General features: G+C 27.0%; 27 protein-coding genes, 9 tRNA genes and 2 pseudogenes. 24 read left to right on the top strand and 14 right to left on the bottom strand.

Annotation, left to right across the window (positions count from 1 at the left end; genetic code table 11):
- Positions 1 to 88: 88 nt before the first annotated feature.
- From JG677_RS00005 to mutY, 4 genes are all read right to left on the bottom strand, one after another.
- Complete coding sequence (locus JG677_RS00005) at positions 89 to 598, bottom strand: DUF1796 family putative cysteine peptidase (RefSeq protein WP_200284568.1); 510 nt, start codon at positions 596 to 598, stop codon at positions 89 to 91.
- A gap of 99 nt (positions 599 to 697) precedes the next feature.
- Positions 698 to 2,797, bottom strand: a complete 2,100-nt coding sequence (topA, locus tag JG677_RS00010) for a type I DNA topoisomerase (RefSeq protein ID WP_200284571.1) — start codon at positions 2,795 to 2,797, stop codon at positions 698 to 700.
- Between the two features lie 51 nt (positions 2,798 to 2,848).
- Positions 2,849 to 3,694 carry a radical SAM/SPASM domain-containing protein gene (locus JG677_RS00015; RefSeq protein WP_200284573.1) on the bottom strand — a complete coding sequence of 282 codons (846 nt, stop codon included), beginning with the start codon at positions 3,692 to 3,694 and terminating at the stop codon, positions 2,849 to 2,851.
- Positions 3,695 to 3,758: 64 nt separating this feature from the next.
- Positions 3,759 to 4,784 carry an A/G-specific adenine glycosylase gene (mutY, locus tag JG677_RS00020; protein ID WP_200284575.1) on the bottom strand — a complete coding sequence of 342 codons (1,026 nt, stop codon included), beginning with the start codon at positions 4,782 to 4,784 and terminating at the stop codon, positions 3,759 to 3,761.
- 306 nt (positions 4,785 to 5,090) lie between these two features.
- Between mutY and JG677_RS00025 the strand changes: the two genes are divergently transcribed.
- From JG677_RS00025 to JG677_RS00060, 8 genes are all read left to right on the top strand, one after another.
- Complete coding sequence (locus tag JG677_RS00025) at positions 5,091 to 5,711, top strand: bacteriohemerythrin (RefSeq protein WP_200169225.1); 621 nt, start codon at positions 5,091 to 5,093, stop codon at positions 5,709 to 5,711.
- Positions 5,712 to 5,714: 3 nt separating this feature from the next.
- Entirely contained in the window at positions 5,715 to 6,308 is a 594-nt protein-coding gene (locus tag JG677_RS00030) for a bacteriohemerythrin (RefSeq protein ID WP_200284577.1), read from the top strand.
- A gap of 64 nt (positions 6,309 to 6,372) precedes the next feature.
- Complete coding sequence (locus JG677_RS00035; protein ID WP_200284578.1) at positions 6,373 to 7,158, top strand: hypothetical protein; 786 nt, start codon at positions 6,373 to 6,375, stop codon at positions 7,156 to 7,158.
- An 82-nt stretch (positions 7,159 to 7,240) separates the two neighbouring features.
- Positions 7,241 to 7,315 (top strand) — tRNA-Gly (locus JG677_RS00040).
- A 9-nt stretch (positions 7,316 to 7,324) separates the two neighbouring features.
- A tRNA-Leu gene (locus tag JG677_RS00045) sits at positions 7,325 to 7,413 on the top strand.
- Between the two features lie 7 nt (positions 7,414 to 7,420).
- A tRNA-Cys gene (locus tag JG677_RS00050) sits at positions 7,421 to 7,494 on the top strand.
- Between the two features lie 25 nt (positions 7,495 to 7,519).
- A tRNA-Ser gene (locus tag JG677_RS00055) sits at positions 7,520 to 7,607 on the top strand.
- A 237-nt stretch (positions 7,608 to 7,844) separates the two neighbouring features.
- A complete protein-coding gene (locus JG677_RS00060) occupies positions 7,845 to 8,546 on the top strand; it encodes an SIMPL domain-containing protein (RefSeq protein WP_200284579.1) in 702 nt (233 codons plus the stop codon).
- Between the two features lie 40 nt (positions 8,547 to 8,586).
- Here JG677_RS00060 and JG677_RS00065 read toward each other — a convergent pair whose 3' ends face one another.
- The 6 genes and pseudogenes from JG677_RS00065 to JG677_RS00090 all read right to left on the bottom strand — a co-directional run bounded on the left by JG677_RS00065 (position 8,587) and on the right by JG677_RS00090 (position 17,109).
- Positions 8,587 to 9,276: a hypothetical protein gene (locus JG677_RS00065; protein WP_200284580.1), complete on the bottom strand. Its 690-nt coding sequence runs from the start codon at positions 9,274 to 9,276 to the stop codon at positions 8,587 to 8,589.
- Complete coding sequence (locus JG677_RS00070) at positions 9,261 to 11,405, bottom strand: AAA family ATPase (RefSeq protein ID WP_200284581.1); 2,145 nt, start codon at positions 11,403 to 11,405, stop codon at positions 9,261 to 9,263. The genes JG677_RS00065 and JG677_RS00070 overlap by 16 nt, the downstream gene beginning before the upstream one ends.
- A gap of 2 nt (positions 11,406 to 11,407) precedes the next feature.
- A pseudogene (locus tag JG677_RS00075) lies at positions 11,408 to 15,170 on the bottom strand (class I SAM-dependent DNA methyltransferase).
- 23 nt (positions 15,171 to 15,193) lie between these two features.
- Complete coding sequence (locus tag JG677_RS00080) at positions 15,194 to 15,970, bottom strand: UDP-N-acetylmuramate dehydrogenase (protein ID WP_200284582.1); 777 nt, start codon at positions 15,968 to 15,970, stop codon at positions 15,194 to 15,196.
- Complete coding sequence (gene fliQ / locus JG677_RS00085; protein WP_131164006.1) at positions 15,967 to 16,236, bottom strand: flagellar biosynthesis protein FliQ; 270 nt, start codon at positions 16,234 to 16,236, stop codon at positions 15,967 to 15,969. Before fliQ ends, JG677_RS00080 begins: the two co-directional genes overlap by 4 nt.
- Before the next feature lie 9 nt (positions 16,237 to 16,245).
- Positions 16,246 to 17,109, bottom strand: a complete 864-nt coding sequence (locus JG677_RS00090; protein WP_200284583.1) for a menaquinone biosynthesis family protein — start codon at positions 17,107 to 17,109, stop codon at positions 16,246 to 16,248.
- A gap of 170 nt (positions 17,110 to 17,279) precedes the next feature.
- Between JG677_RS00090 and recA the strand changes: the two genes are divergently transcribed.
- From recA to JG677_RS00140, 10 genes are all read left to right on the top strand, one after another.
- A complete protein-coding gene (gene recA / locus JG677_RS00095) occupies positions 17,280 to 18,308 on the top strand; it encodes a recombinase RecA (protein WP_200169232.1) in 1,029 nt (342 codons plus the stop codon).
- Positions 18,308 to 19,552, top strand: a complete 1,245-nt coding sequence (eno, locus tag JG677_RS00100; RefSeq protein ID WP_200284584.1) for a phosphopyruvate hydratase — start codon at positions 18,308 to 18,310, stop codon at positions 19,550 to 19,552. Before recA ends, eno begins: the two co-directional genes overlap by 1 nt.
- Before the next feature lie 65 nt (positions 19,553 to 19,617).
- Positions 19,618 to 19,821 (top strand): hypothetical protein, encoded by a 204-nt coding sequence (locus JG677_RS00105; protein WP_200169234.1) that lies wholly within the window; start codon positions 19,618 to 19,620, stop codon positions 19,819 to 19,821.
- Complete coding sequence (locus JG677_RS00110; RefSeq protein WP_200169235.1) at positions 19,811 to 20,479, top strand: AMIN domain-containing protein; 669 nt, start codon at positions 19,811 to 19,813, stop codon at positions 20,477 to 20,479. The genes JG677_RS00105 and JG677_RS00110 overlap by 11 nt, the downstream gene beginning before the upstream one ends.
- The gene (locus tag JG677_RS00115) at positions 20,480 to 21,316 is read left to right on the top strand and encodes a DNA ligase (RefSeq protein WP_200284586.1); all 837 of its coding nucleotides are present in this window, start codon (positions 20,480 to 20,482) and stop codon (positions 21,314 to 21,316) included.
- 51 nt (positions 21,317 to 21,367) lie between these two features.
- Positions 21,368 to 21,445, top strand: a tRNA-Pro gene (locus tag JG677_RS00120).
- Between the two features lie 25 nt (positions 21,446 to 21,470).
- Positions 21,471 to 21,547: transfer RNA gene (locus tag JG677_RS00125), tRNA-His, on the top strand.
- A 4-nt stretch (positions 21,548 to 21,551) separates the two neighbouring features.
- Positions 21,552 to 21,628, top strand: a tRNA-Arg gene (locus JG677_RS00130).
- 15 nt (positions 21,629 to 21,643) lie between these two features.
- A tRNA-Arg gene (locus tag JG677_RS00135) sits at positions 21,644 to 21,720 on the top strand.
- Between the two features lie 5 nt (positions 21,721 to 21,725).
- A tRNA-Leu gene (locus JG677_RS00140) sits at positions 21,726 to 21,810 on the top strand.
- A 197-nt stretch (positions 21,811 to 22,007) separates the two neighbouring features.
- On the opposite strand, the gene JG677_RS00145 is transcribed toward JG677_RS00140, so the two are convergent.
- A complete protein-coding gene (locus JG677_RS00145; protein ID WP_200216983.1) occupies positions 22,008 to 22,259 on the bottom strand; it encodes a helix-turn-helix domain-containing protein in 252 nt (83 codons plus the stop codon).
- Positions 22,260 to 22,351: 92 nt separating this feature from the next.
- On the opposite strand from JG677_RS00145, the gene bamE reads away from it, so the two are divergent.
- The 4 genes from bamE (at position 22,352) to JG677_RS00165 (ending at position 24,365) form a co-directional block, all read left to right on the top strand.
- The gene (bamE, locus tag JG677_RS00150) at positions 22,352 to 22,741 is read left to right on the top strand and encodes an outer membrane protein assembly factor BamE domain-containing protein (RefSeq protein ID WP_200216982.1); all 390 of its coding nucleotides are present in this window, start codon (positions 22,352 to 22,354) and stop codon (positions 22,739 to 22,741) included.
- A gap of 10 nt (positions 22,742 to 22,751) precedes the next feature.
- A complete protein-coding gene (locus JG677_RS00155) occupies positions 22,752 to 23,288 on the top strand; it encodes a hypothetical protein (RefSeq protein ID WP_200216981.1) in 537 nt (178 codons plus the stop codon).
- Positions 23,285 to 23,710 (top strand): hypothetical protein, encoded by a 426-nt coding sequence (locus tag JG677_RS00160; protein WP_200284588.1) that lies wholly within the window; start codon positions 23,285 to 23,287, stop codon positions 23,708 to 23,710. Before JG677_RS00155 ends, JG677_RS00160 begins: the two co-directional genes overlap by 4 nt.
- A gap of 436 nt (positions 23,711 to 24,146) precedes the next feature.
- Positions 24,147 to 24,365 (top strand): hypothetical protein, encoded by a 219-nt coding sequence (locus tag JG677_RS00165; RefSeq protein ID WP_200284627.1) that lies wholly within the window; start codon positions 24,147 to 24,149, stop codon positions 24,363 to 24,365.
- Positions 24,366 to 25,304: 939 nt separating this feature from the next.
- Here the strand turns inward: JG677_RS00165 and JG677_RS00170 are convergent.
- Positions 25,305 to 25,592, bottom strand: coding sequence for an EexN family lipoprotein (locus tag JG677_RS00170; RefSeq protein ID WP_200284590.1), 288 nt, complete (start codon positions 25,590 to 25,592; stop codon positions 25,305 to 25,307).
- Between the two features lie 78 nt (positions 25,593 to 25,670).
- On the opposite strand from JG677_RS00170, the pseudogene JG677_RS09010 reads away from it, so the two are divergent.
- Both JG677_RS09010 and JG677_RS08720 read left to right on the top strand, forming a co-directional pair.
- Positions 25,671 to 25,763: pseudogene (locus tag JG677_RS09010) on the top strand (hypothetical protein); the annotation flags it as partial.
- A 138-nt stretch (positions 25,764 to 25,901) separates the two neighbouring features.
- Positions 25,902 to 26,162, top strand: coding sequence for a hypothetical protein (locus JG677_RS08720; RefSeq protein WP_234284603.1), 261 nt, complete (start codon positions 25,902 to 25,904; stop codon positions 26,160 to 26,162).
- Here the strand turns inward: JG677_RS08720 and JG677_RS00180 are convergent.
- Positions 26,125 to 26,331 (bottom strand): hypothetical protein, encoded by a 207-nt coding sequence (locus JG677_RS00180; RefSeq protein WP_200284592.1) that lies wholly within the window; start codon positions 26,329 to 26,331, stop codon positions 26,125 to 26,127. The genes JG677_RS08720 and JG677_RS00180 overlap by 38 nt on opposite strands.
- Positions 26,331 to 26,558 (bottom strand): hypothetical protein, encoded by a 228-nt coding sequence (locus JG677_RS00185; protein WP_200284594.1) that lies wholly within the window; start codon positions 26,556 to 26,558, stop codon positions 26,331 to 26,333. Before JG677_RS00185 ends, JG677_RS00180 begins: the two co-directional genes overlap by 1 nt.
- Positions 26,559 to 26,609 lie beyond the last annotated feature (51 nt).

Consider the following 26,609-nt stretch of genomic DNA (forward strand, 5'->3'; position numbering starts at 1 on the left):
ATATAATTTATAATACACAAATTTTCGTCAATTTTAAACTCATTTATATAAATTTCATTTTCGTTTAAATTTTCATTTGAATCAATATTTATAAAATAATACTTTTTATTATTCCCCCCCCCCTATTTATTTTTAAAAGAAGAGAGATTTTTATTAAAAATTTTTTCATTTTCTCAAGTTCAAACTGACCACAGTGTATAAAAGTAATATTTTTGGCTAAAAATAATTTTTGTTTAATTTTATTCCAACGATAAATACTTTGTTCATTAACTCTTTTGCTTTGAATTTTTAAATCTTCATTGGTAAAGAAGTGATGAATAGATAAAATGTTATATTTAGTATCTTTAACATGAATTGGCTCATCTACTTTATTGCTTTTTGGGGAATGTTTGACTACTTCATAATTTAAGAAAAAATCTTTAAAATCATTGTAAAATAAATCATAAATTATATCTAAATCCCCGCTTACCATCCAATCAAGCGGAGAAGAAAGCGATCTTAAATGATTTTTTCTTAAATGATGTGCAGTGCGACAAGCAGAACCTAAGCTTAAAATGATATCAGTTTTAATAATGCGTATTTTTGAAATTTTTTGCATTTTAATCCTTTTAAACTTTAATTTTGCATTGTTTTTATATTTTAATTTATAAAATTCTATAAAAATGGATAATTTATTATTTCCATTTTTATAGCAAGACTAATCTTTAATTTCTTGTTTTATTTTGCATTTAGGGCATTCTAAAAAAGTGCCTTTTTTAAGTTCTTTAATCACTAAAATTTCATTACATTCTTTGCATTTTTCTTCACTTGGTTTATATTTACTTATAAAGTTGCATTTTGGATAGGTGCTACAACCATAAAATTTTCCACGTTTTGAAAAACGTTCTACAAGTTCTCCTTTTTTACAACTTGGGCAAATTATACCTGTTGAGTTTATTTTGGTTTTTGTAGGGTTTTGTTCTTCATTTTTATTTTCATTTTTTAAATTTCTTGAGTATTTGCATTTTGGAAAATTTAAGCACGCTATAAATTCGCCAAAACGCCCTTTTCTTATAACAAGTTCACCACCACAATCAGGACATATTTCGCCTAATTTTGTTATAGTTTTTTGACTAACAATTTTTGTTTTTCCTTCTTCTATTTTTCTTATAAAAGGATAATAAAATTCTTTTAAAGTTTCTTGCCAATTAGCTTTATTTTCAGCAATTTCATCAAGTGTATTTTCAAGATTTGAAGTAAATTTGCTATCTACTATATCACTAAAGTTTTTTTCAAGCATTTCAGTAACTACAAAGGCTGTTTCACTAGGAATTAATTGTTTTTTATCAATCTTTACATAATCACGACTTGTAAGTATAGAAATAGTAGGAGCATAAGTAGAAGGGCGTCCTATACCTAAACTTTCAAGTTTTTTTACAAGTCCTGCCTCAGAATACCTTGAAGGAGGTTCTGTAAAATGGGAATTCATTTCTAAATTTTGTATTTTTAAATTTTCACCAATTTTAAGATCAGGTAAAATTTTATCTTTATCCATATCTCCATATACTTTATAATATCCATCAAATAGTATTTTCCTACCACTTATTTTAAATACAGCTCTATCATTTTTTATAAAAACATTTTGAATTCCAGAGATAGCAGGATTCATCTGAGAGGCTAAAAAACGATTATAAATTAAAGCATAAAGTTTTAATTCATCTTTATCTAAAAATTTAGTTGCTATTTCTGGAGTAAAGTCTAAATTTGTAGGTCTTATTGCTTCGTGTGCTTCTTGTGCTCCTTTAGATTTTGTAGTATAAATATTGGCTTTGTTTGGTAAGTATTTTTCTCCAAAATTATTTTTAATAAATTCTCTTGCATTTTGCACCGCTTCTTTAGCTAAATTTAAACTATCTGTTCTCATATAAGTGATTACACCCATTGTGCCTTGGTGTGTATTTACACCTTCATAAAGTTTTTGAGCTATCATCATGGTTTTTTTAGGATTAAATCCTAAACGATTACTAGCACTTTGTTGTAAAGTTGAGGTCATAAAAGGTGGTGGCGGAGATATTTTTCTTTCTTTGCTTTCTATTTCATTTATAAAATAATTATCATTTTTACAAGCTTCAAAAATAAGTTTAGCACGATCTTTATTGGTAATAGTAAGTTTTTCTATTTTTCCTTTATCAAATTCAATAAGTTCTGCTTCTAAGTCTTTTTTAAAAATCATATCGATACTAAAATATTCTAAAGGAATAAAAGCACGAATTTCTTTTTCTCTATCTACTATGATCTTTAAAGCTGCACTTTGAACACGTCCAGCGCTCAAGCCTTTTTGAATTTTTTGTCCTAAAAGAGGACTTAATTTATAACCTACAATGCGATCAAGTAAGCGTCTAGTTTGTTGTGCATTGACTGAGTTCATATTGAGTTTTCTTGGATGTTTTAAAGCATGATCAATAGCACTTTTTGTAATTTCGTGAAATACAATACGAGGAAGTTTTTCTTCATCTTTTCCTATAGCTTTTGCTATATGATAAGCTATAGCTTCACCTTCTCTATCTTCATCCGTTGCAAGAAAGATTTCTTTAGCATTTTTAGCTTTTTCTTTTAATTCTTTTACTAAGGAGCTATGATCACTTGTGATTTTATATTCAGGGATAAAAACATCATTTTCTATTTTTATACCAAAGCTTGTTTTTGGTAAATCTCTGATGTGACCTTTAGAGGCTATAACTTCATAATCTTTTCCTAAGAAATTTCCTATGGTTTTTGCTTTAGCGGGAGATTCGACTATGATTAGGTTTTTTTTCATTCTTTGCCTTTTATAAAATAAAATGTTTAATTTAGCTAAAAAAAATTAAATTTAACTTACATTAAATGTACATCTTTGACATAAAGTTTCTAGATATTTTCCTTCTTTAAAGCCTTGTTTAATTTTTTTTGATTTTTGAGAATTAATAATGCTTGTAAAAGATTTTTCAAAGATATTTCCAAGGTTAATACAAGCTTTAGAATCTAAACAGCAAGGCACAACTGTGCCATTGCTTAAGATTCCAATTTGCTTAATAAGCCCATAACAAGTTCCTTTGGTATTTATAATTTCATCTTCTAAACTAGGCCATTTAAATGATTTTTTTTGATGCAATATTATATGTCTTGCAAGACGATTTTTAGATTGCTTAGGATCAATTTTTACATTAAAATATGAGTTTAAAAATTCATAAAATTCTAAATTTTCTTTAGGAAAATTAAATTTTTCATCTAAATTCCAAAGCCTAAGATTGATAAAACTTTTAGCATTTTGCTTAAGATGTTCTTTAAAAAAAGTTAAAATTGGTTCAAAATAATCTTTTAGGCTTAATTTATTTTGACTTAAAAAGGCTGTGATTGAAATATTGATTTGGTAAATATTAGAATATTTTAAAAGCAAATTTTGATTTTTAGTATTAAAGTAAAAACCACTTGTTGTAAGCTCTAATTTCATATTTTTTTCATAAGCTATTTGAATATATTTTTCAAGATTAGGTAAAAGTAAAGGATCGCCTAGCAAATGAAAAGTAAAAAGTTCTGCTTTATTTGAAATTTTTTCAACTAAAGCTTTAAAATTTGATAATTTCATAACGCCTCTTATGTTTTTCATTGAAGGACAAAATTCACATTTTAAACCACAAATATCGCTAAGTTCTATATAAATTTTTTTAAATTTCATTAATTGTCCAATTTAAATTTTTAAAATAATTTTATATTATAATAAATTAAAACCAAACACTAAGTTATAATAGATTTTTAACTTTTTTCAAGGCTTTTAAGGAAAGAATTGAAATGGGTATATTGTCTAATTCTTTAAAACTTTTAAATTCATAGCTTTTATCTTCTTTATCTAAAATTTGATGATAAACTTTAACATTAATTTTAAATTTGGTATAGCCGTGTTTAAACTCAGCTATTGGTTTCATATTTTCATTTAAATTAAATTCATCATCCTTAAAAAAGGGAAAATTATATAAACCTTTATAAAGTTTTTTAGAGCTTTTTTGGATGCTAAATTTCTTTTGAAATTCAAATAAAACAAGATTTAAATTTAAATTTTCATATAGTATTTTTTTGGTTTGTGGATAAAGCTGCGTATTGAATTTTCCTAGACAAAACTCATAAATTGGACAAATTCCACATTTTGGATTTTTAGGTAAACAAATCAAAGCTCCTATATCAAGTAAAGCTTGATTGTGATCAAAAGCATTGTTTAAATTTAAAATTTTTTCAGCTTTGAGTTCTAGTTCTTTCATATTAGGACTTTCTAAAGCAAATAGTCTGCATAAAACACGTTTTATATTACTATCAACAAAGCTTACTTTTTCATCATATCCAAAGCAAGCAATAGCTCCAGCTGTATAAGATCCTATACCGCTTAAACTTTTTAAATCTTTAATATTTTTTGGCAAAGAACCATTAAATTTTTGCATACAAGCCATAGCTGCTTTTTTTAAATTTCTAGCCCTAGAATAATATCCAAGTCCTTGCCATACCTTTAAAAGTTTTTCTTCATTTGCATTTGCAAGGCTTGTTAAATTTGGAAATTTTTCTAAAAAAGGAAAATAGAATTTTTCTAATACTGATTTTACTTGAGTTTGCTGAAGCATAATTTCGCTTATATAAACCCCATAAGCACGCTCAATGTGACAAAGTCTTTTATCACATAAAGAGCTTTGTAAATTTCTCCAAGGTAGTTCTTTTCTGCCGTTTTTTTCATACCAAATCAGTAGATTTTCTTGTAATTTTTTAATGGTTTGTTTTTGCATAAAAAAGAGTATAACAAAAAAATAAAATTTATAGCAATATATTTTAATTTTTACCATAAGACGAATTTATAAATATTAAAAAAGTAATTAAATTTTAATTAATTTAACAAAAATTTAATAAAAATATACGAAAAGCTTGTTTTTTCATTTTTAAAATAAAATATTGTTAAAACATATTATTAAAATATATTATTAAAAAATATCTAAAAAATAAATTTTTATTTTGAAAATAGAAATCTTTGTGATATAATATTTACAGAATATTTACAGAATATTTACAGAATATTCTGTAAAGGAATGGATAAAATGGAAGATTATAGATTAATCCCAGCTTGGGATGAGTGCTATAGTATTAATAATAAAAAAATTGATGCTCAGCATAAAAGACTCTTTGAACTTGCTGCAAAAGTTGAAAATGCAGTTTATAAATTTGTTAAACGTGATGAATTAAAAGAAATTTTAACAGAACTCTTCAACTACATGAAAGAGCATTTCCATGATGAAGAAAAATTTATGGAAGAGATCCAATATCCTTATCTTCAAGAGCATAGACAAATGCATAAAAATATCATATATGAAATGTCTAGATTGATTCAAAATATAAAAACCACAAATGATCTTAAAGAAAGATTGTATTATATGATGTCAAATTGGCTTTATAAACATATCTTAAAATATGATCTTAAAATAGCAATTTGGGCCAATGAAAATAAAACGAAAACTTTAAATGATGAAAAATCAGTCCAAAATCAACCTATAATACATGAAAATTTAGAATTTATTTATTCTTGTCCTTGCAAAATAAATCATAGATTAAATTTTAAAGAACATATGAGTATGACTAATGATGATACAACTATAAAATGCAAAAAATGTCATCAGCTTTTAGTTTTTATTAAGAGTGAAGAAAAAACTTATAAAGGATAAAGATTGCTACCAAAATGGGATAAGAGTTATAGTGTTCACAATAGTAAAATTGATGCTCAGCATAAAAAACTATTTGAACTTGCAGCAAAAGTAGAGCATATGCTTGATAAACCTGTATATAAAGATAAAATTAAAACCTTGCTTATGGAATTTTTTAATTATATGAAATATCATTTTAATGATGAAGAAAAATATATGTCGGCTATTAAATATCCTTATTTTGAAGAGCACTGCAGGATTCATAAAGAAATCACCCAATCTATGATAGAGCTTATACAAAATATAAAAACCACAAATGATTTAAAAGAAAAGCTTTATGCTATGGTAAAAAAATGGCTTTTAGAACATATACTTTATGAAGATATGAAAGTAGAGCAATGGAGAATAGGATCTTTAAGTTCTGATAGTGGGACTGATATAAGTTTTGAAGAAATCAAAGATGAAGATGATGAGTTAGCAATTTATTTTTACACTTGTCAATGTTTAGGACAAATTCACGATGTGCCTTTTGGAATTCATAAAAAGATTCAAGATAAAAATGCCAAATTTAGATGTAAAAAATGTAATCATATTATAGGATTTTTAAAAAAAGGATAAAGGAATATTGATTTTTATATTTCTTTGCTAAAATTAGCTTAAATTTTTAACAAAGGAAAGAAATATGCTAACTTTTTTTAAGGGTTTGGGTGTAGGTTTTTTATGTCTATTGCTTTTTATTTTAGGGGTTATTTTTAATGTTGAGTTTTTAAACAAGAAAAAAGATTTAAATAGTAGTTTAAACTCAAATAGATATTTAAGTTTTTCAAGAAATATTGAAGAAAGTTCAAAAATAAGTCCTGATGTATTTAATGCGCATATTAATTTTTGGGCAAATGAGCTTTTAAGTACAAAAATTTCTTTAACTCAAGAAGAAAAAAATCAAATCTCTAATACTTTTAATCAAATTTTACAAAGAGCTAAACAAGATAAATTTTGCACCGGTGGTTCTTATAGCTTGGAGCCAAATTTCTCTTATAAAGATGGAATTCAAATTCCAAAAGGACAAAGATTAAACGCTTATTTAAATTGTGATATAAAACCAGAAGAATTAAGTGCATTTAATGCTTTTATCAATGATTTAAATGCCATTGTAGCAAAAAGTGATTTTGTAAGTGTTTCAATGCCTTCTTTAAATGCTAAATTTTCTGATGAGCTTTTAAAAGAAAGCAAAGAAAAACTTTATGATAAACTTTTAGCAAAATCATTAGAATATGAAAAAAAATATTCTAGCGATTTAAATAGAACTTGTACTTTAAGATCTTTAAATATCACTCAAAGACAACCAAGTGCAATGATGCCAAGGGTTTTAAATTCAAGTGCTAAAATGGATGGAGTAGAACTTTCTTTGCCTATCGTAACAGAAGGGGATCAGAAATTAGAAGCTATTGTAAGTTATATTTGTAAGTAAATAAAAATAAATCTTAACAATATTTTAAGTTTAATTTGTTAAGATTTCATCTTTACTTACTTATTTTATATAAAGTTTTTTCGCGGGAATAGCTCAGGGGTAGAGCACAACCTTGCCAAGGTTGGTGTCGCGAGTTCGATTCTCGTTTCCCGCTCCATTATCACCCGCCCGGGTGGTGGAATTGGTAGACACAAGGGACTTAAAATCCCTCGGAATTTTTCTTCCGTGCCGGTTCAAGTCCGGCCTCGGGCACCATATTCAAGGCGACATAGCCAAGCGGTAAGGCATGGGCCTGCAAAGCCTTGATCTCCGGTTCGAATCCGGATGTCGCCTCCAGCGATAGATTTCTTTACAATTTTTTCGGGAGATGGCTGAGTGGTCGAAAGCGGCGGTCTTGAAAACCGTTGAGGGTCACACCTCCAGGGGTTCGAATCCCTTTCTCCCGGCCACGTTTTGTTTTCTAGTTTCTAAATTTTGTTTTAAGATTTAAATTTTATCTTTGATTGTTTTTTAAAAATTTAAAATTTAAAGATTTTAAATTTTTAAAAATATTTTACTTTTTATAATCCTTACTATCTAAAAATAAAAGTTTTAATAATATAAATTTTATCCATAGATTAATACTATTTCAAATTTATTAAAGATAAAATAAGAATTTTATTTTCATTAATTTTTAAAGGATAAAAATGAAACTAAATACTTTTTTTATATCTTTAGCTATCATTTTGGCTAGTTTGATTTTTACTATAGGTTTAAATAAAGCTTTAAATGATTTTAAAACATTTGATAGAAGTGTGATAGTAAAAGGCTTAAGTCAAAAAGATATCGAAGCAGATACGCTTATCTTTCCTATAAAATTTACAAGATCAAATAACAATCTTGCTAATTTGTATGAAGATTTGGAAAAAGATAAGCAAAATATACTTAAATTTTTGCAAGATCAAGGCGTAAGAGCTGATGAGATAAGTTATAATGCCCCAAATATCACAGATAAACTAAGCGATCCTTATAGAAATGACAATCAAGTAGCCTTTAGATATATAGGCACGGGAAATTTACTCATCTATACTAAAAATGTAAAACTTGGAAAAAGCATACTAGAAAAAATTTCAACACTTGGAAAACTTGGTATAGTGATAAAAATCGATGATTATGAGATAGAGTATCTTTATACCAAACTAAATGATATAAAACCAAAGATGATAGAAGAAGCCACGCTCAATGCTAGAAACGCGGCCTTAAAATTCGCACAAGATTCAAATAGCACACTGGGTAAAATTAAAAAAGCTTCTCAAGGGCAATTTAGCATTAGCAATAGAGATAAAAATACCCCTTATATCAAAACTATAAGAGTGGTTTCTACTATAGAATACTACTTAAAAGACTGATTGTAAAATTTCAAGCTAAGTTTTAAGGCTTAGCTTGGCACTATGGAATTTTTGCGTACAAGAATTTCTTTAATTTAGCCTCTGCAATTTCCTTATTTTTAATTCTTTTAAACCATTCCTTTAAACCTTCTATCTGTTTATCTGTTAATGTATAGTATTGTCTTAAATTTGACAATATGCTTATTAAATATGCTCTTTTATTTATAGGAATATTTTTTAACGCAAGTAAAATTTTATATTCGTAAGCATAACATGTTAGCAAATTATCTAATTTAAATTTTAAAGGTGCTTTTTCTTCTATATTTAAAATATGTTTGATTGAATTCAGTGAAAGAGTATTTGTCTTTAAATATTCTTTGTAATAATCATTTAGTATAAAATAATTTGCTTTTTTAAATTTTTTCATTTTACTTTGCCTTAAAATTACATATTCAATAGCCATAGAAATGTCGCTCTTACTCAAATTTGCCCTATGAATGTGTTTTTTGCCTTGGATTATTTTAGTTTCTTTTTTAAAATTTGAAATCAAAGATTTTGTAAAATCTGGTACGATATTTAAATCGTTGCTGCATTTTTGCTTTACACATTCTTTTCCAGCATAACCACAAAATTTATTGTTATCCTTATAGTGTAAATAATATGCTTTTCCAGACGTCAATAATCTATCTTGACAAAATGATTTTTTATTAAAAGCAATAAAATCCTTTTTTACTGCTATAATTTCCCGCATGAATAATTCCTAATTTTATCGATAATTTCGACAACAAATCTAACTTTTTCTATTATTTCATCTGAATTTATTATATTTTTTCCATGATTTAAATCTTGTATATCATTTGCTGTATATTTTTTAACTATATCAAATTTACTAACTAATTTATCATAACAATTTGTGAAATTTTCGGTATTTTCAAAAAATATATTACAAATCTTTTCAAGAATAAATCTAACATCGCCGCTGATATCAAAAGCATCTTCATATTTTCCAAATTTTAAATATTCACATAATCTCAAATAAGTTGTTTTAAAATCATTATTCAATTTAAAATCTGCCAATTTTTCAATTTCAGACTGATTAGCATATTTTTTTATTTCAAAAATTGATTGTGTATCACTATTTTTTTTATTAAACTTATCACATACTTCATCAATATGCGTAGCTATAAAAAACTGACCTCTATTTTGTTTCAAAAGTTTACTGGATATATAATTAATAATTTTATCTCGATTTGAATTGTCTAAACTATTTATAGGATCATCTAAAAAAACTAAAGGACATTCTTTTATTTCTTTAATTTTTGATAAAAAATGATTTGTAAAATATATTATAGAAACTATAGTCTTCTCACCTTCACTCAATCCCTTATCACAATCAAACCATTCATTATTAAAACTTAACCTTTGTATTTTATAGTGCGTATCCCCTATCTTCTCAAAACAAATATCATTGAAAAACCATTCTTCCATATCTTTATTAAGATTTTGAAAACTTTGATCCATTTTTTTAAGTTTTGTATCTATATCTACTATATGCTTATTTCTTTTTTCTAATACACAATTAATTTTTTCTTTGATTTTATTATAAAAATTAATTAAACCATTATATAATGTAACGTTATCTTTCTCTTGAGCTATAAAATGCTTTTTTATCTTTTCAATATTTTCATCTATATCTTTAAGATATGTTTGTTGCTTCCTATTATGCTGTTTAATTAAGTTTTGGATGTCATTGTTTAAAATTCTTTGAAATAAATTTAAATCACAATCAATATCTATATCATTCTTGTTTGGATTTTGTTTCTTAAGTTCTATATGATTTATTATATTATTCATTTCTTTTACAGATTCTTCAATAAACAATAAATATTCTTGTCTTTTTTTATCAATATCATCATCAATAAGTAATTTAGTCTTAATAAAATACTCATTAATCCATTTTATATAATTACTCAATTCTGTTATAGAATTTTCAAAAAAATTTTTAGCTTTATCTAATCTTTCAATAAACTGTTTATATTCTTCATTAAAATGTTTTTCTAATTTTTCCCATAATTTAACACCTAATATATTTTGCCCACATAATGGACATTTATCTTTATACATCTCTGACTTATTTTTTATATCAAATGCTAATCTTGCCAAATTTTCCAAATCGTTATCTTGCTTAAATCTATCTATTGCATTATTTTCTGGGGTTTGTTTAAGCATTTCATCAATTTTTTTTACACCGTTTTCTATTTGTTTAAATTTATCAAAATTAAACTCTTTGATAATTTCATAATTTAAATTTTTTTTCATTGATTTAATTTTTTCAAATTCATCATACGACAATACCTCAAATAATGATATTTTTTCACTTGATAAGTAACTATCATCTATATGTGTGGATTGATAAGATTGTGGGGTATTATATTTATTACTATCAATTTTGCTTAGAACTTCTCTAGTATTTTTTGCTATTGTGCTTTTAAGATCCTTTTTGTTTTTATTTGCAGTATTTATTTTTTCTTCTATTTTATTTTTGAATTCTTTAAGTTTTTTTATCTTTTTGTATATCTTATTTTTTTCTAGAATTATATTTTCTATATCATCAGCTATATAAAATGTCTTAAATTTATCATTGCTATAAAATAAGCTATTTTTATAATCTGTATCATAAAAAAATAAACTAAAACCGTTAGACCTTGTTTCAAAAATATCTAAATTATTATTTTCAATATTATCTTTAATGAAATTTACCAATGAACTTTTACCTTGACCATTTCTCCCATACAAAATATTAATACGACTAAATTCCAAACCACTTGAATTATAATTATTAAAACTTTTATAATTAACTTGTTTTATTTTTTTAATCATTTTCACTCCTTGTTTTCGATGATTTTTATCTCATCATCGGTGAGATTGTAAAGTTTATAAACCAAAGAATTGATTTTATTTTCTAGTTTTTGGGTGTTTGCGTTTTTGTCTTGTTCTTTGGCTTTTAAAATCTCATCAACTAAATTTATAAGTTCATCGGCTAATTTTTCATTTTTGGAATTTATTTTTGGTATAGGAAGTTTTTCTAAAAACGCCTTTTTATATCTAAAACCATTTTCCCCTAAATTTCCGCCTGCATAAAATATTTTAAAAATAAAAGCGACAAAGTCGTTATTTAAAAAAGCAATGAGATATTTTAAATTTTTACCTGTTAAAATAAAACTTGTGGCTTCTGCATAAAAATTCAAATCTGTATCTAAATAAAATTGCGGTCTTCTTACAATTTCACTATAAACTATCTTTTCTTTTTCAAATTGTGATAAATACTCTCTATTTGGGTTATTGTCTAACTCAAGCCAATGATGTTGTCCCAAATATGGCTTTTGCTCTGTCACAGGTTTATTGGTGCATTGCCCTCTAGCTTGAAGTTTTTCTTTGTATTGTTTTAAATGATTATATATGGCTGGATAATCTTTTTCTAAAATTTTATAACTTCCAAATTCAAAGACTATTATCCAAAGCCCAGCCCATTCATAGCTATATCTTTTTATATCGCGTCCGCGTAGCATTTTGCGTATAAGTTTAGCGGTGCGTTCTTTTTCAGCTTTATCTTTACAATTTGTTAAAATTTCATTTCTTTTTTTAGTAGTGATGATAAAGGCTTCATTTAAACCCGTTTTTATTCCATAGTTAATATTTAAGTCATACCAATCTTTAAGCGGAGTTCCTATGCGTTCAATTTTGGCTTTTAAAGCACTAGTATTTTCATCGCTAAAAGTAAAACTTTCTTTGCTTAAAGACTTTTGCGAAAATTCTGCAAAGTCCTTATATAAACCAATGTCATAAGCACAAGCTTTTAAAATTTCATTATTTAGAGCAAGGTATTTGAATTTATTATCTTTGCTTTTTGATTTTTCAAAACAAAGTATAGAAGTATCCACGGTGGCACTATCAAAAACTTTTATACCATTTAGATCAGTGTATTCTAAAATTTTAACATTTTTAAGTAAAAATTCACGCAAAGCTTCCCCATATCCTGCACGCGTGTATTTGTTGGAGGTTATGAAATTCAATACCCCCCCCCCCGTTTATCAAAGCGTTAAATCCTAATTCATAAAAATAAGTATAAATATCACTAGTACCTTTATAAACTTTATAGTTTTTAGCTAGATGAGGTTTTAGCTCTTTAAGCTCTTCTTGTCTTATATAAGGCGGATTGCCAATGATTAGATCAAAGCCTTTGAAATTTCCATCATCATCTAAAATTTCAGGGAATTCAAAACGCCATTCAAAAGGATGATTGCTTTCTAGGTTAAAAATGGCATTATAATCTTCTTTGAGTTTTTTAAATTCTTTTGTGGCTTCTTTTTCATCAAAGTCAAAAAGAGTCAAATTTGCACTAACAAAAAATTTTAAATTCTCATCATCTATAGCTAAGAAATTTCCATATTTTTTGGAGTATTTTTCACATTTATCATTAAAGCTTTTCATTTCTTTTTTAAATTTATCTGCAAAGCAGAAATTTTTAAAAGACATTTTGAGATTTTTTATCTCTTGGTTGATTTGACTTTTATCCGTGTAAAATCCCTCTTTATAGTCTTTTACTATGCGTTTGTATTTGCTCATACGTTCTTTGATATTAGGATAATGGTTTAAGCTTTTACCTGTTTCAAAATAAGATACCAAAGAATTTCCGCATTTTATATTTATATCGATGTTTGGCAGGGTTTTAAGATCGTGATAATTCTCATCATCGAAGCTTTGATAAAAGCTGTGTTTTAGTAATTCTATCCAAAGCCTTAGCTTCGTGATCTCGCAAGAGTTGGGATTGATATCAACCCCAAAAAGATTATTTTCTATGATGTCTTTTTTAGTATGAAAAAGCTCTTGTTGGATAAGATGGGCTTTATCTTTAGGTGTGCTTGGACGTTTATACTCTATAAACTCGCCTTTATGATTGGTGATTAGAATTTCATCATTTTGCACTTCTAGGTAAAATTCTTCATCAAAAAGATTTAACTCATCATAAATGCTAAGCAAACAATTTAAAGCAGAAACTAAAAAATGCCCACTTCCTACTGCAGGATCACAAATTTTTATGGAGTTTAAAAGCTCTTTTTGTATCTTTTTATCTTCTTTTCTTAAAGATTTTCTTAGTTCGTTTATATCTTTAGCATCAAGATCAAATTTGGTATTAAATTTATCAAGCACGATTTTTGTGATACTTTCTTTACACATATAAGAAGTGATAAAGCTTGGCGTGTAAAAACTTCCTTCTTTATAGCCGTTTAGTTTTTCAAAAACATTTCCTAAAACACTTGAACTTATGAGTTCTTTTTGGCTTAAAATTTCACTTTGTTCATCATCGCTACCAAAATCAAAACTATCTAAAAATTCAAACAAGTATTCCAAAAGCCCAACTTGTCCTTTTTTGGCTTTGCATTTGTCATCTTTTAGTATAGTGTTTTTATAGTAAAAAAGCTTTAAATCATTATTTAGACTTGAAATTTCAAGCGTATTTTCTATGCTTTGTTTTTCAAATAAAGAAGAATTTAGATAAGGCAGATAAGCAAATACACTTTTCTTTCTTTTGCTTTTTTCTTTGGCTAAAATTTCAAAGAAAAGTTCGCTAAGTTTGTCAAAATCAGGGATTTTTTTAAAATTTAAAAATTTCAAATTTTTATCATCATTAAAACGCACTAAATTTGACTCTATAAGTTTTAAAAACAAAATGCGATTTAGCCATAAGATCAAAAGCTTTAAAATGGTTTCAAAATTTTCTTTTTGAAGTTTAGAATTTATAGCGGTATAAAAAGTGCCTTGCTCTTCTTTGCTCTCTTGGCTTTTTGTGATGATGAGTTTTGAGTTTTGTTTGCTCTCATAAAGTCCTAAGATGTATAAAAGCTCTTTGTAAAAGGCGTTATTTAAGGAATTTGCATCGTTGGGGTTAAATTCATTGTGTAAAAAATCTTTATTAAAAATTTTAAAAATAGTTTTTAAATTTTTAAAATTTTGCTTTTCTTTGTCATTAAAGATTTTTAAATCTATAAAAAAGCCTTCTAAATTTTGCTTTTTATTTTCTATAAGTTTAGAGCATTCTTTGTAAAATTCTTCTGTGTTATTGATAAGAGAATTGCCATCATTAAAAGTGTTGATAAGTTTTTTGAAATTTGTATCATTGAAAAATAACTCTTCAAAAACTCTTGCTTTAAAAATATAAAATTCATAAAAATTAGTAATGATGATAAATTTTAGATTAAAATTATGTTCTCTTTCTCTAAGATAATAAAGTATGCTTTCGCAAAGTGCTTTTGAATTTAAGGAATTTGGCGTGATAAATTCTTTAGAGCCTTGTTTTTTAGCTTCGATGATGACTTCTAACTCTTCTTTATTGATAAGACTTAGATCAATCTCACTTTTGCCTTTTTGTTTATGTTTTATAACAGTATTAAAATTTAAAGCTTTTAAAAAGGGTGCAAGAGCGTTGGCCACTAGATAATCTTCATTTTGGTTTTTAGAATTTTCAAGATCAGCTAAGTAAATGTTTAAAAGCTTTTTGAAACTATCAAATTCATTTTGTGTGATTTGTTTTTTAAGATAATAAGGATTAAAAAAATCTTTTTGATTTAAATTGATAAATTTCATAAAAATCCTTTAAAATAAGCAAGTTAAAGTATGATTACTTCTTCTTCTAATAAAATTCCAAATTTTTCAAAAACTCTTTTTTTGGCAAGTTCTATAAGAAAAAGTGCATCATCAAAGCTAGCATTTTTTTTGTTGATTAAAAAATTGGCGTGTTTATCACTTAGCATAGCGTCATTTTTGCTAAAGCCTTTAAGCCCTACAGCTTCGATTAAGGCTCCTGCGAAATTATCTTTTGGATTTTTAAAGATAGAGCCAAAGCTTGCTCCGCTTGGTTGGTTATTTCTGGCATTTTTTAAAAATTCATCTTTTGTTTTATCAAAACCAAAGAAAAGTTTAAATTCAGCCCAAAAAAAAGGTGTTTGCAAAGGACAAAAGCGGTAGGCAAAATTTATATTTTCACGTATAATTTCGCCTTTAGCGGTGGCAATTTTGATTAAATTTTGACTGATGCATTCTTCTTTAAGTCCCGCATTCATTTTTAAAAGTCCCCCAAGTGTGCCTGGGATTTTTTGTAAAAACTCAAAGCCTAAAAGATTGTTTTCTTTGACAAAGCGATAAATTTTATTTGCTTTTGTTTTACAACCTATGCGTAAGATAATAAAGTCTTTATTTTTATCAAGTATTTCTATAAAATCAAAAATATCTCCTAAAATCCCCATTTTTTTAGGTTTTGGGCTAATTAATAAATTATTTGCTCCACCTATTAAAAAGCCATCAAATTCTTCTATTTTGTTTAAAACTTGAACTTCAAATTTATCACCTATACGCACAGATGAGTATTTTTTGAAGTCTATTATCATTTGATAAAGGTTGGAATTTGATTTAAAATATTTTCAGTAAATTCTATCATTGTTGTTGTCATCCAAGGCATTAAAAAAATGATTACAATCACAACCAAAATGATTTTTGGGACAAAAGAAAGCGTCATTTCATTTATCTGTGTTGTAGCTTGAAAAATACTTATAATAAGCCCTGCAATAAGCCCTGCAAGAAGCATAGGCAAGGAGATTAAAAGTGTAACTTTAAAAGTAGCAACCCCAAGGGCTACAAGAGTGCTCTCATCCATAATTTTCCTTTAAGAATATCTAGCATTTTCGTATTCGCTAGGAATAAGATAATCATTTGTGTGGATTATTTTATCATAAAACTTATGTTCATATCCTAGTTTAAAAAGTGTATCAAGGGCTTTAGTTTGAATTTCATTTAAATAAATAGAATTTTGATTGGCATATAAGGATAAATAAGTTTTTAGTTTTGATTCATCTACGCGTATTAGCTTTCTTTCCATTAGCATAGGAATTAAAATTTTAGAATTTAAATATGCTATTTTAACGGCATTGATAAGATCTTTTTCTATTTGAATCGCATCTGTGATAGGTAAAGAGCGACGCAGAGCCATCCCGCCTAAAGGTAAGGGGAGATTTTCTTTTGCGAGTTCTAGCCAAATATCCCAAAGTTCTACTTCTACGCAAAGTTTTGTATCAAAGTCTAAAATACTTTCGTGGATTAAAACTCCAGCATCTACTTCACCTTCTAATACAGCTTTTTCAATTTCTAAGAAATTTTTATAAATAATTTTAGCTTCTGGATATTTCATACGAAAGAGTAAAGCATTTGTGGTATTTGCTCCACTTAGTGCCACTTTAAAATTTCTTTTTAATTGTGTTTCTTTTTTTTTGATAAGTTTTGGTCCATAGCCTTCACCAAAACTCATAGCTGTGCGTAAAAGTGCGTATTCTTTAGCAATTAAAGGGTAAAGCGCAAAAGAAATAGCACTAACATCATAATAATTTTGAAGCGCTAATTCATTTAAACTTTGTATATCTAAGGCTTTGTTTTTATAATCAAATTCATTTCCAATCCAGCCAAATTTAATTGCCATATACATAAAAATATCATCAGCATCAGGAGAATGAGCTATAGTGATCGTTTTTTTCATTGATGAGTTGATCCTTGATTTTTCTTAATAAAATATTTTATAGAATTTCATTTAAAAATTTATAAAAACTTTAATTTTATGATTTTATTTTAAAAATATTTTTTTGAAGTAATGCATTATTTAGCTTTATTTTGTTAGAATTTAGACTAAATTATTTTTAAGGGAAAATAATGGATGACAATAAAAGAAAATCCTTAGATGCTGCTTTAAAAAGTCTTGATAAAGCCTTTGGAAAAGGAACGATTTTAAGACTTGGTGATAAAGAAGTTGAGCAAATTGATAGTATTAGTACAGGTTCGGTTGGGCTTGATTTAGCTTTAGGAATAGGGGGAATTCCAAAAGGAAGAATCATTGAAATTTATGGACCTGAAAGTTCAGGTAAAACAACGCTTACTTTGCATATCATTGCAGAATGTCAAAAAGCAGGTGGGGTTTGTGCATTTATCGATGCAGAACACGCTTTAGATGTTAAATATGCTAAAAATTTAGGAGTAAATACAGATGATCTTTATATTTCTCAGCCTGATTTTGGGGAGCAGGCTTTAGAGATCGTAGAGACCATAGCTAGAAGCGGGGCTATTGATTTGATTGTAGTTGATAGCGTAGCAGCTCTTACTCCAAAGGCTGAAATAGAAGGAGATATGGGCGATCAGCACGTAGGACTTCAAGCAAGATTAATGTCTCAGGCTTTAAGAAAGCTTACAGGTATAGTGCATAAGATGAATACCACAGTTATTTTTATCAACCAAATTCGTATGAAAATAGGTGCTATGGGTTATGGAACGCCTGAAACAACTACTGGTGGAAATGCTTTAAAATTTTATGCATCTGTGCGTTTAGATGTAAGAAAAGTTGCAAGTTTAAAACAAAGCGAAGAAGTAATTGGAAATCGTGTTAAAGTTAAAGTAGTTAAAAACAAAGTTGCTCCGCCTTTTAGACAAGCTGAATTTGATGTAATGTTTGGAGAAGGATTAAGCCGTGAAGGTGAGCTTATAGATTATGGTGTTAAATTAGATATAGTAGATAAAAGTGGAGCGTGGTTTTCTTATAAAGATAAAAAGCTAGGGCAGGGTAGAGAGAATTCAAAAGCTTTCTTAAAAGAAAATCCACAAATTGCAGAAGAAATTACTAAAGAAATACAAAATTCTATAGGTATTGAAGGAATGATAAGTTCTTCACAAGATGAGGAGGAAGATTGATGTTAATAATAGAAGATGTAAGAGCATTTGAAGTTTTAGATAGTAGGGCAAATCCTACAATAAAAACAGAAATAGTATTAAATGATGGTAGCGTGGGTTCAGCTATAGTTCCAAGTGGTGCAAGTACTGGTTCAAAAGAAGCTTTAGAGCTTAGAGATAATGATGAAAGATTTAACGGAAAAGGGGTATTAAAAGCTATTTCCAATGTCAATGAGCTTATAGCTGAAAATATCATAGGGCTTGATGCTTATGATCAAATTCAACTTGATGAAACTTTAAAAGAGCTTGATGGCACAAGTAATTATTCTAATTTAGGGGCTAATGCAACTTTAGGTGTTTCTATGGCTTTAGCACGTGCAGCGGCTAACTCTTTAAATATACCTTTATATAGATATTTAGGTGGTATAAATGCAAGTATTTTGCCTGTTCCAATGTGTAATATTATCAATGGAGGAGCTCACGCAAATAATAATATCGATTTTCAAGAATTTATGATTATGCCTTTTGGATTTACAAGTTTTAAAGAAGCCTTGCGTTCTGTTTGCGAAGTTTATGCTTCTCTTAAGAAAGAATTAGCATCTTTAGGGCATTCTACGGCATTAGGAGATGAAGGAGGATTTGCTCCTAATTTAGCAAACAATGAAGAAGCTTTAAATCTTTTGATGACTTGTATTAAAAAAACAGGCTATGAAAAAAATATAAAATTAGCCCTTGATGTTGCTAGTAGTGAGTTTTATAAAAATGGAAGCTATCATTTAGAAGGAAAAACTTTTTCAAGTGATGATTTGATTGAAAAATATATAGAGCTTTGTTCAAAATATCCAATTTGTAGTATAGAAGATGGCTTAGCTGAAAATGATTTTGAAGGTTGGATAAAACTTACTCAGAAATTAGGGGATAAAATTCAGCTTGTGGGCGATGATTTATTTGTAACTAATGAAAATATTTTAAGAGAAGGTATTCTTAAAAAAATAGCAAATGCTGTTCTTATTAAGCCTAATCAAATAGGAACTATTACAGAGACTATGAGAACGGTGCGTTTAGCACATAGAAATAATTATAAGTGTATTATGTCTCATAGATCAGGGGAAAGTGAAGATACTTTTATAGCTGATTTTGCCGTAGGTTTAAATACAGGTCAAATTAAAACAGGAGCTTTAGCAAGAGGGGAAAGAACTGCTAAATATAATCGTCTATTAGAAATAGAGCTTCAAAATGATGAATATTTAGGAGAGAAACTCTGAGTGATTTATTAAAAGAATATGACGAAAGCACTAAGAAAAAGAGCCTTTATTTTCATATTTTTAAAATGGCCTTATGGGCGATTTTTGTAATTATTGGAGCAATTTATTTTGGTAATATGCTTTTTGGTCAATATTCTTTAGATACTATGTTGTCTTTAGAGACAACAAAAGAAAATTTAAATAAAAAAATTCTTTTATTAAAAGAGCAAAATGCTAAAGCCCAAAAAGAATATTTTGAGTTGAAAGGTTTGTATCCAAATGAAAATTAAATTATTGTGCGTTTTATTATTTTTATGTGCTTTTGCAAATGCTAAAACAAATCCTTTTGATATAGAACAAAATTTAAGTAATAATATTATAATCCCAGAATCTTTTCAAAAAGAAGAAGTTAAATTTAATTCAAGTGCAAGAATTCTTAAAGCTATTACTTTTCATTATATTAATCTTGATGGAAGTGAGAGTGATTTAAATCTTGATATCAATAAAAGCATAGATTGGCACGATCGTTATGTATTAACAAGAGTAAAAGCTCCTGATCCTTCTAAAAATTTAGATGTTTCTGTAACTATACCTGAGAAAAATAATTCTAAATCAGATCTAAATACTTCTGTTAGCATAGAACTTCCTATACAAACAGATAAAATATATGATTTTATAGCTTATACAACTTATAAAAATAAGATTAAATTTAATACAAGTGATGAAATATTATCTGATTTTTCAATAGGAAATCCTAGTAAAATTGTTTTAGACTTTAAATCAGATGATATTCAGCCAACTAAAAATATCAGACTTAAAGATTCTTTGTTTAAAAGAATAGATTTTGGATCCCATAAAGGGTATTATCGTTTAGTGATTTATTTGGATGGAAAGTATAGTTATCAAATTCAAAAAGATTCTACTGGTTATATTATCAATTTATTATAAATGAGAAAAATTGTATTTTTAATATTTTTTATTTCTTATTCTAATGCAATTTTATTATTTGATACTTATGATGAAAATTTTTTTGATAAAGAAGATATAAAAACTTATGTAATGAGTGAAAAACTTGATGGTGTAAGAGGGATTTGGGATGGTAAGACATTTAAAACACGCAAAAATAATCCTATCTTTGCTCCTTTATTTTTTACTCAAAATTTTCCAAATTTTGCTCTTGATGGGGAATTATGGATACAAAGAAAAAGTTTTGATGAAATTTCAGCTCTTATACGAACAAATGAAGCCAATAATACACTTTGGAAACAAGTAACTTATAATGTTTTTGATGTTCCAAATGCTTGTGAAGAATTTAAGCTTAAAGAATGCACTTTATTAAATCGTTTAGAAATTTTGCAAGAGTATTTAAAAAAATATTCTAATGCTTACATAAGAATCATTCCTCAAGTTTTTATTAAAGATAAAAAGCATTTAAATGATTATTATAAAAATGTTTTAAAAAACGATGGAGAAGGACTTATCATAAGAAAAAACTCTATGCCTTATGAAAATAAAAGATCAAATTTTTCTTTAAAACTAAAGCCTTTTTTTGATGATGAATGTAAAGTTGTAGGCTATATAAAAGGAAAAGGTAAATATGAAAATAAGATCGGAGCTTTATTGTGTGAGCTATCTAGCACAAAAGTTATTAAAATTGGATCAGGGTTAAAAGATAGCGATAGAGAAAATCCTCCAAAAATAGGTTCTATTATCACTTATAAATTTAACGGATTAACAAAAAATTCTTTACCACGTTTTCCTGTATTTTTACGCGTTAGAGAATAATAAATTCTTGACTTGTATTATTTTTTATGCTAGAATGCTAGCTTTTAAATTCGGGGTGTAGCGCAGTCTGGTTAGCGCACTTGGTTTGGGACCAAGGGGCCGAAGGTTCGAATCCTTTCACCCCGACCATTTTTATAAATATTTATAAAAAATGGTGAGTGTAGCTCAGTCGGTTAGAGCATCAGATTGTGGTCCTGAGGGTCGTGGGTTCAATTCCCATCACTCACCCCACTAAGCGCTCGTAGCTCAACTGGATAGAGCGACAGACTTCGGATCTGTAGGTTATGGGTTCGATTCCTATCGGGCGCACCACCACTTCTTATATATGCGTTCATAGCTCAGCTGGATAGAGCAACGGCCTTCTAAGCCGTAGGTCAGAGGTTCGAATCCTCTTGAGCGTACCACTTTTGCGGATGTGGTGAAATTGGCAGACACGCCAGACTTAGGATCTGGTGCAGCAATGCGTGAAGGTTCAAGTCCTTTCATCCGCACCACTTATAATTCTTAAAATACAATCTAATTTCTGAATTTTATGATTAAAATTACTTTTTTAGCTTTGTTAAAAAGATTTGGAATTTAAAAATTTGTGCACAACTTTCATTATTTTTAGTTTTATTTATTTTATAAAGTTTTAAATTTATAAAATTTTTAGTTTGATAGTTAAATTTATATAATTTTAGATTTAAAATAATTATTCTAATAAATCTTTAATTGGAATTTTTAAGCTTTTAGAAATTTTATATAAATGTTCTAAATTAAAATGTTTATTATATCTATTGCATTCGCAATTTGAATAAAATGCAACTGATTTTATACCTATATCTAGAGCTAATTCAAGTTGTGAAATCCCTTTTTCTTCTCTAAGTTTTCTAATATTTGAAGATATCTTTTTATAAAAATTTAATATTTCTTCTTCACTTGCATTGCTAAAGTTTTCTTTCATTTTTTTATCCCATAGGATTAATATAAAATTAAACTTTACAAAGATATAATCTTTTTAAATATATCCTATAGGATAAATTACAAGGAGAAAAATTGAAAAAAATAATTATGTCAATTGTTTTAGGTTTATTTTTTTGTGCTTGTAGCAAAAATCTCTATAATCAAGAAGCAGATGAAAAAATTGTAGTATCTAAAGCACAAAAAGATATTAAAATAGGTATGAGCTCATCTGAAGTTATAGAAATATTAGGTTCTCCTAATATAATTTCTACTGATAACGAAAGAAGAGAAGTCTGGGTTTATGATAAAATCAGCTCTCAAAGAGCCTATCAAAATTCAGCAGGAGGAATTAGTATTATCATTGCAGGTGCTGGTGGAAATAGTGGAAGTAGTGTGAGTTCTCAAAGAACTTTAACCATCATAATAAAATTTGATAATAAACAAAAAGTTAGAGATGTAGCATATCATACATCAAGTTTTTAAAGGCTAGAAGATGAAGTATGTTGTATTGATTTTTTGTTTTTTATTTTTTTATGGTTGTTCTACGGCAAATGTTAAGGATATGATGAAAATTGAAACATCAACAGCGCAAGAAAGACAATTGCAAATAAAAAGATTTAATACTATCGATAGTGATAAAATATTATTATCTAGTATAGCTACTTTGCAAGATTTGGGATTTAATATTGATGAGATAAATAAAGATTTTGGGTTAGTAAGTGCTTCTAAGATAAGAGATGCTAGAGAGACAAAAACTCAAGTTGGTATTATATTTTTAACTTTATTATCTCCAAGTGCTGCTATTGCTGCATCAAGACAATCTGATAATACGCAAGAAATTAAAGCAAGTGTTGTTATCGCTACCAATAAAAAGAATAAAACAACATTTGTAAGACTTACAGCGCAAAGAATTGTGAAAAATCAAGAAGGTGCTATTAATGAAGTTGAGACTATTAAAGATAAAGAAATTTATCAACAATTTTATGAAAAATTATCTAAATCAGTATTTTTGGAGGCGAATGAATTATGAAAAAATTTTTGTTATTTGTAGTTGTATTTGGAATAATTGGTTGTGGAGTAAATTCAAGACAAATGCTAATAGAAGATACGCAGCAACTTAAAACAAGAACATATCAAACAAAACATTATGAATATTCTAAAGCAGTTATAGCAAAAGCTAGTGTTGCCGCTTTGCAAGATTTGGGGTTTGTTATAGATAAAGCGGATATGCAAACAGGAACTATAACTGCTACTAAGTTATTAAAAGGTGCAACTATGAGAATAACTTTGGTTATCAGATCTGATGATCAAAATAAATCTATTATAAGGGCTAATGCTCAGTTTGGATCTAATAATCAAATTCCACAATCTGTAGAAGATCCTGAGGTTTATAATTCTTTTTTTCAGGTATTAGATAAAGCAATATTTTTTGAGAAGGAAAATATAAATTAAATTTTTAAATAATTAATCTTGTGATTTTGATTTAGAGCAAGATTAATTAATATTTTAATTTAAAATGAAATTATCTTCGTAAATTTAATTAAAAATATAATTAACTTAATAAATGTAAAAAACTTAAAATTTAACTAGATAAGAAGCTAAACAACATCAAAACAATTCTAAAGAGCAATTAAAATAAATTGCAATTTAATTAAAAGAGATTATTAATTATTATTTAATTTTGTTAAAAATATAATAATTTATCTAATATTTAGGGCAAAAATGAAAAAAGTTATCTTAAGTTTAGCAATCCTTGCTTCATTATTTAGCTTTGCTTTGACTTTAAAGAATAGCTATCATAGCAAGAAAATCTTAGTAATTCTCAATAAGAATATAGAAGCATAACTTGTGCTAAATTAGATTTGTATAAATCGCTAAAGGATATATTATGGGATTAGTATATTCTCAATGCTGTAATCAAGTTATCGATACAAATTTGCGTTATACAGCAAAACCACTATTAGAACTTGAAGAAGCTAGACAAGAGAAAAAAACCAAGAATGATGATGCAAAAAAAGTAGAAGCCCAAGCTAAAAAAGAAGAACAAAATAATTCTATAAATACAGATACTAGCAAAAAAGATAAGCTTTTAGATATAACTGCTTAATCATTGTGAAAAGATTTTTATAATTTTGTGCTTCTTTTGCGTTGATTACTCTTTGCTTATCTAAGTAAAAAAGTTCTTCGGCTTTATCTTTTAACTTTTCTAGGCTTTGTATATCTTTGAAGTTTTTAACTCCAAAAGCCACCAATTTATCATCACTCTTTCTTTGTGCGATGATCAAAATTTTATTATCGGCTTCATTGTGCTTATAATGTCTTAATATACATAAAGCGATTATTTTGGGTAAGACTGCTTTTGAATTTTTCTTATTAGTTTTTATAGTTTGTATTGTTAAATCTTTATTTTAGGATTTATAACAAGATCAAGAGGTCTTACTATCCCTATTTTATTAGAAAAATGCTTCAACTTCAAGCTTAAAAAATTTAAAAATTTAGATATAATCTCGCAGAACGCTTACTATGTCGTTTCATAGTTAGCCTTGATTGATAAATTTCCGCCAAGAGTGAAAACTCAAAGCGGATTTTTGTTATATTGCAATTTCAATTAAGATAAAGCATATTTTATAAATATATCTCACTTTTATCTACAAAATTCCTTTTACTTCTTTTTCTAACTTTTGTTATTGATTTTTTAAGTTGTTTTAATGCGTTCTCTAAGTTCTGTATATTTTGCGTGTATTGTGTTTTTTATTTTTATAATTTTTTATTTATAAAAATATTCTAATATTTTTATAAAATTATTTTTATTATTTTAATTTTTGTTTTAAAACAAATTGATAAAAATTCAAATACAATTAAAAGATTTTAAGTATCAATAAGCAAAATGGTATTATTAATTACTAAAAATAACTATTATATATTAAAACACCAATATATAATAGTATTTACTTTTAAAGCTCAGCAACTTTATCACTAGCGCTTACTTGTCTTATAGCATCAATGATTTGCTGTATGCTTTCGCTTAAAAATTGAAAAAGATTCATTATTGTTTCTTTTTAAGATTAAGATACTTTGCGGCTTCTTCATCACTAATTTCTGTATTTTTAGAATTTTGAAATGATTTAGAATATTCTGCATTATAAGCATTAGCACATTCTGTATCAGTTTTTGCAGAATTAGCATTTTTATTACATTCTTTAATTTTAGCTTCTAATTCCTTAGCATTTTTTGGATCTTTATAGTAATCTAGTGATTTTGGCTCACTAGAACAAGCAGAAAAAACGCCTATAATCATTGCACTTAATAAACCTAATTTAATTGTATTTTTCATTTTTACTCCTAAATATTAAATGAATTATCATTATATTTTTAATAAAATTAAATAATAATTAATAATTTATTAATTTATATAAATCAAGTCAAAAAATATATAAATGGCAAATCAAATATCGTTTTACTTGAAATTAAAACTTATAAAACAGGGCGTAAAATAACAGATTTAGAATTTATTTTTGATTATAAAAATAACGATAAACGCATTGCACAGGAGAAAGCTAAGCAAGAGAAAATTTTTACCAGGTTAAAAGAAATACTAAGTTCTTATATAAATAAATCAATTTATGATGAACGCTTTGGCGAAATGATAATAACTCATTATGAGCACAATGAAGCCGATAATAAAATTTTAATCATCGCACAAAGAAAAAGTGATGATAAATTTATGGCTTTTGGTGTTAAAAACTTCAAAGATATACAAAGTTTAGAAAAGCTAAAAGATAAAGCTGAAAAAACTTTTTACTTAGATAAGCAAAGAGTAATCAACGCAAAAGAAGCACAAAATTATAAAAATCTTTTCACAATGATTAAGCAGTTATATCTAAAAGCTTATCTTTTTTGCTAGTATCTGTATTTATAGAATTATTTTGTTCTTCTTTTTTAGCTTGGGCTTCTACTTTTTTTGCATCATCTTGTTGTTCCATAAGTTTTAAGGTGTCATATATTTGATGAACTTCCTTAGGCATACACTTATGGAAACGATGATTTGAATTAGAATTTAATATATTTAACATTAGAAACAATGTCCAAATTTACAAAGCGCTTTATGTCCAGCTTCTTGGTAAATAGGCTGATGTATTGTCTGGCAATTATGAAAATTTGCACAAGTTATACTTCTATCTTCTTTATATTCTTGTTGCGAATTACTAAGATTTTTCTTACTATGATAGCTATTATTTGAAGCTAGAGCAAAGCTAGATAATGAAGCAAGGATTGCTAAACTTAAGATAACTTTTTTCATTTTTGCCCCCTTGATAAATTATGTAAATTATGAATATTATAGGAGTGTAAA

Origin of the sequence: Campylobacter sp. TTU-622, assembly GCF_016598965.1 — a bacterium.
Classification (GTDB): Bacteria; Campylobacterota; Campylobacteria; order Campylobacterales; family Campylobacteraceae; genus Campylobacter_D.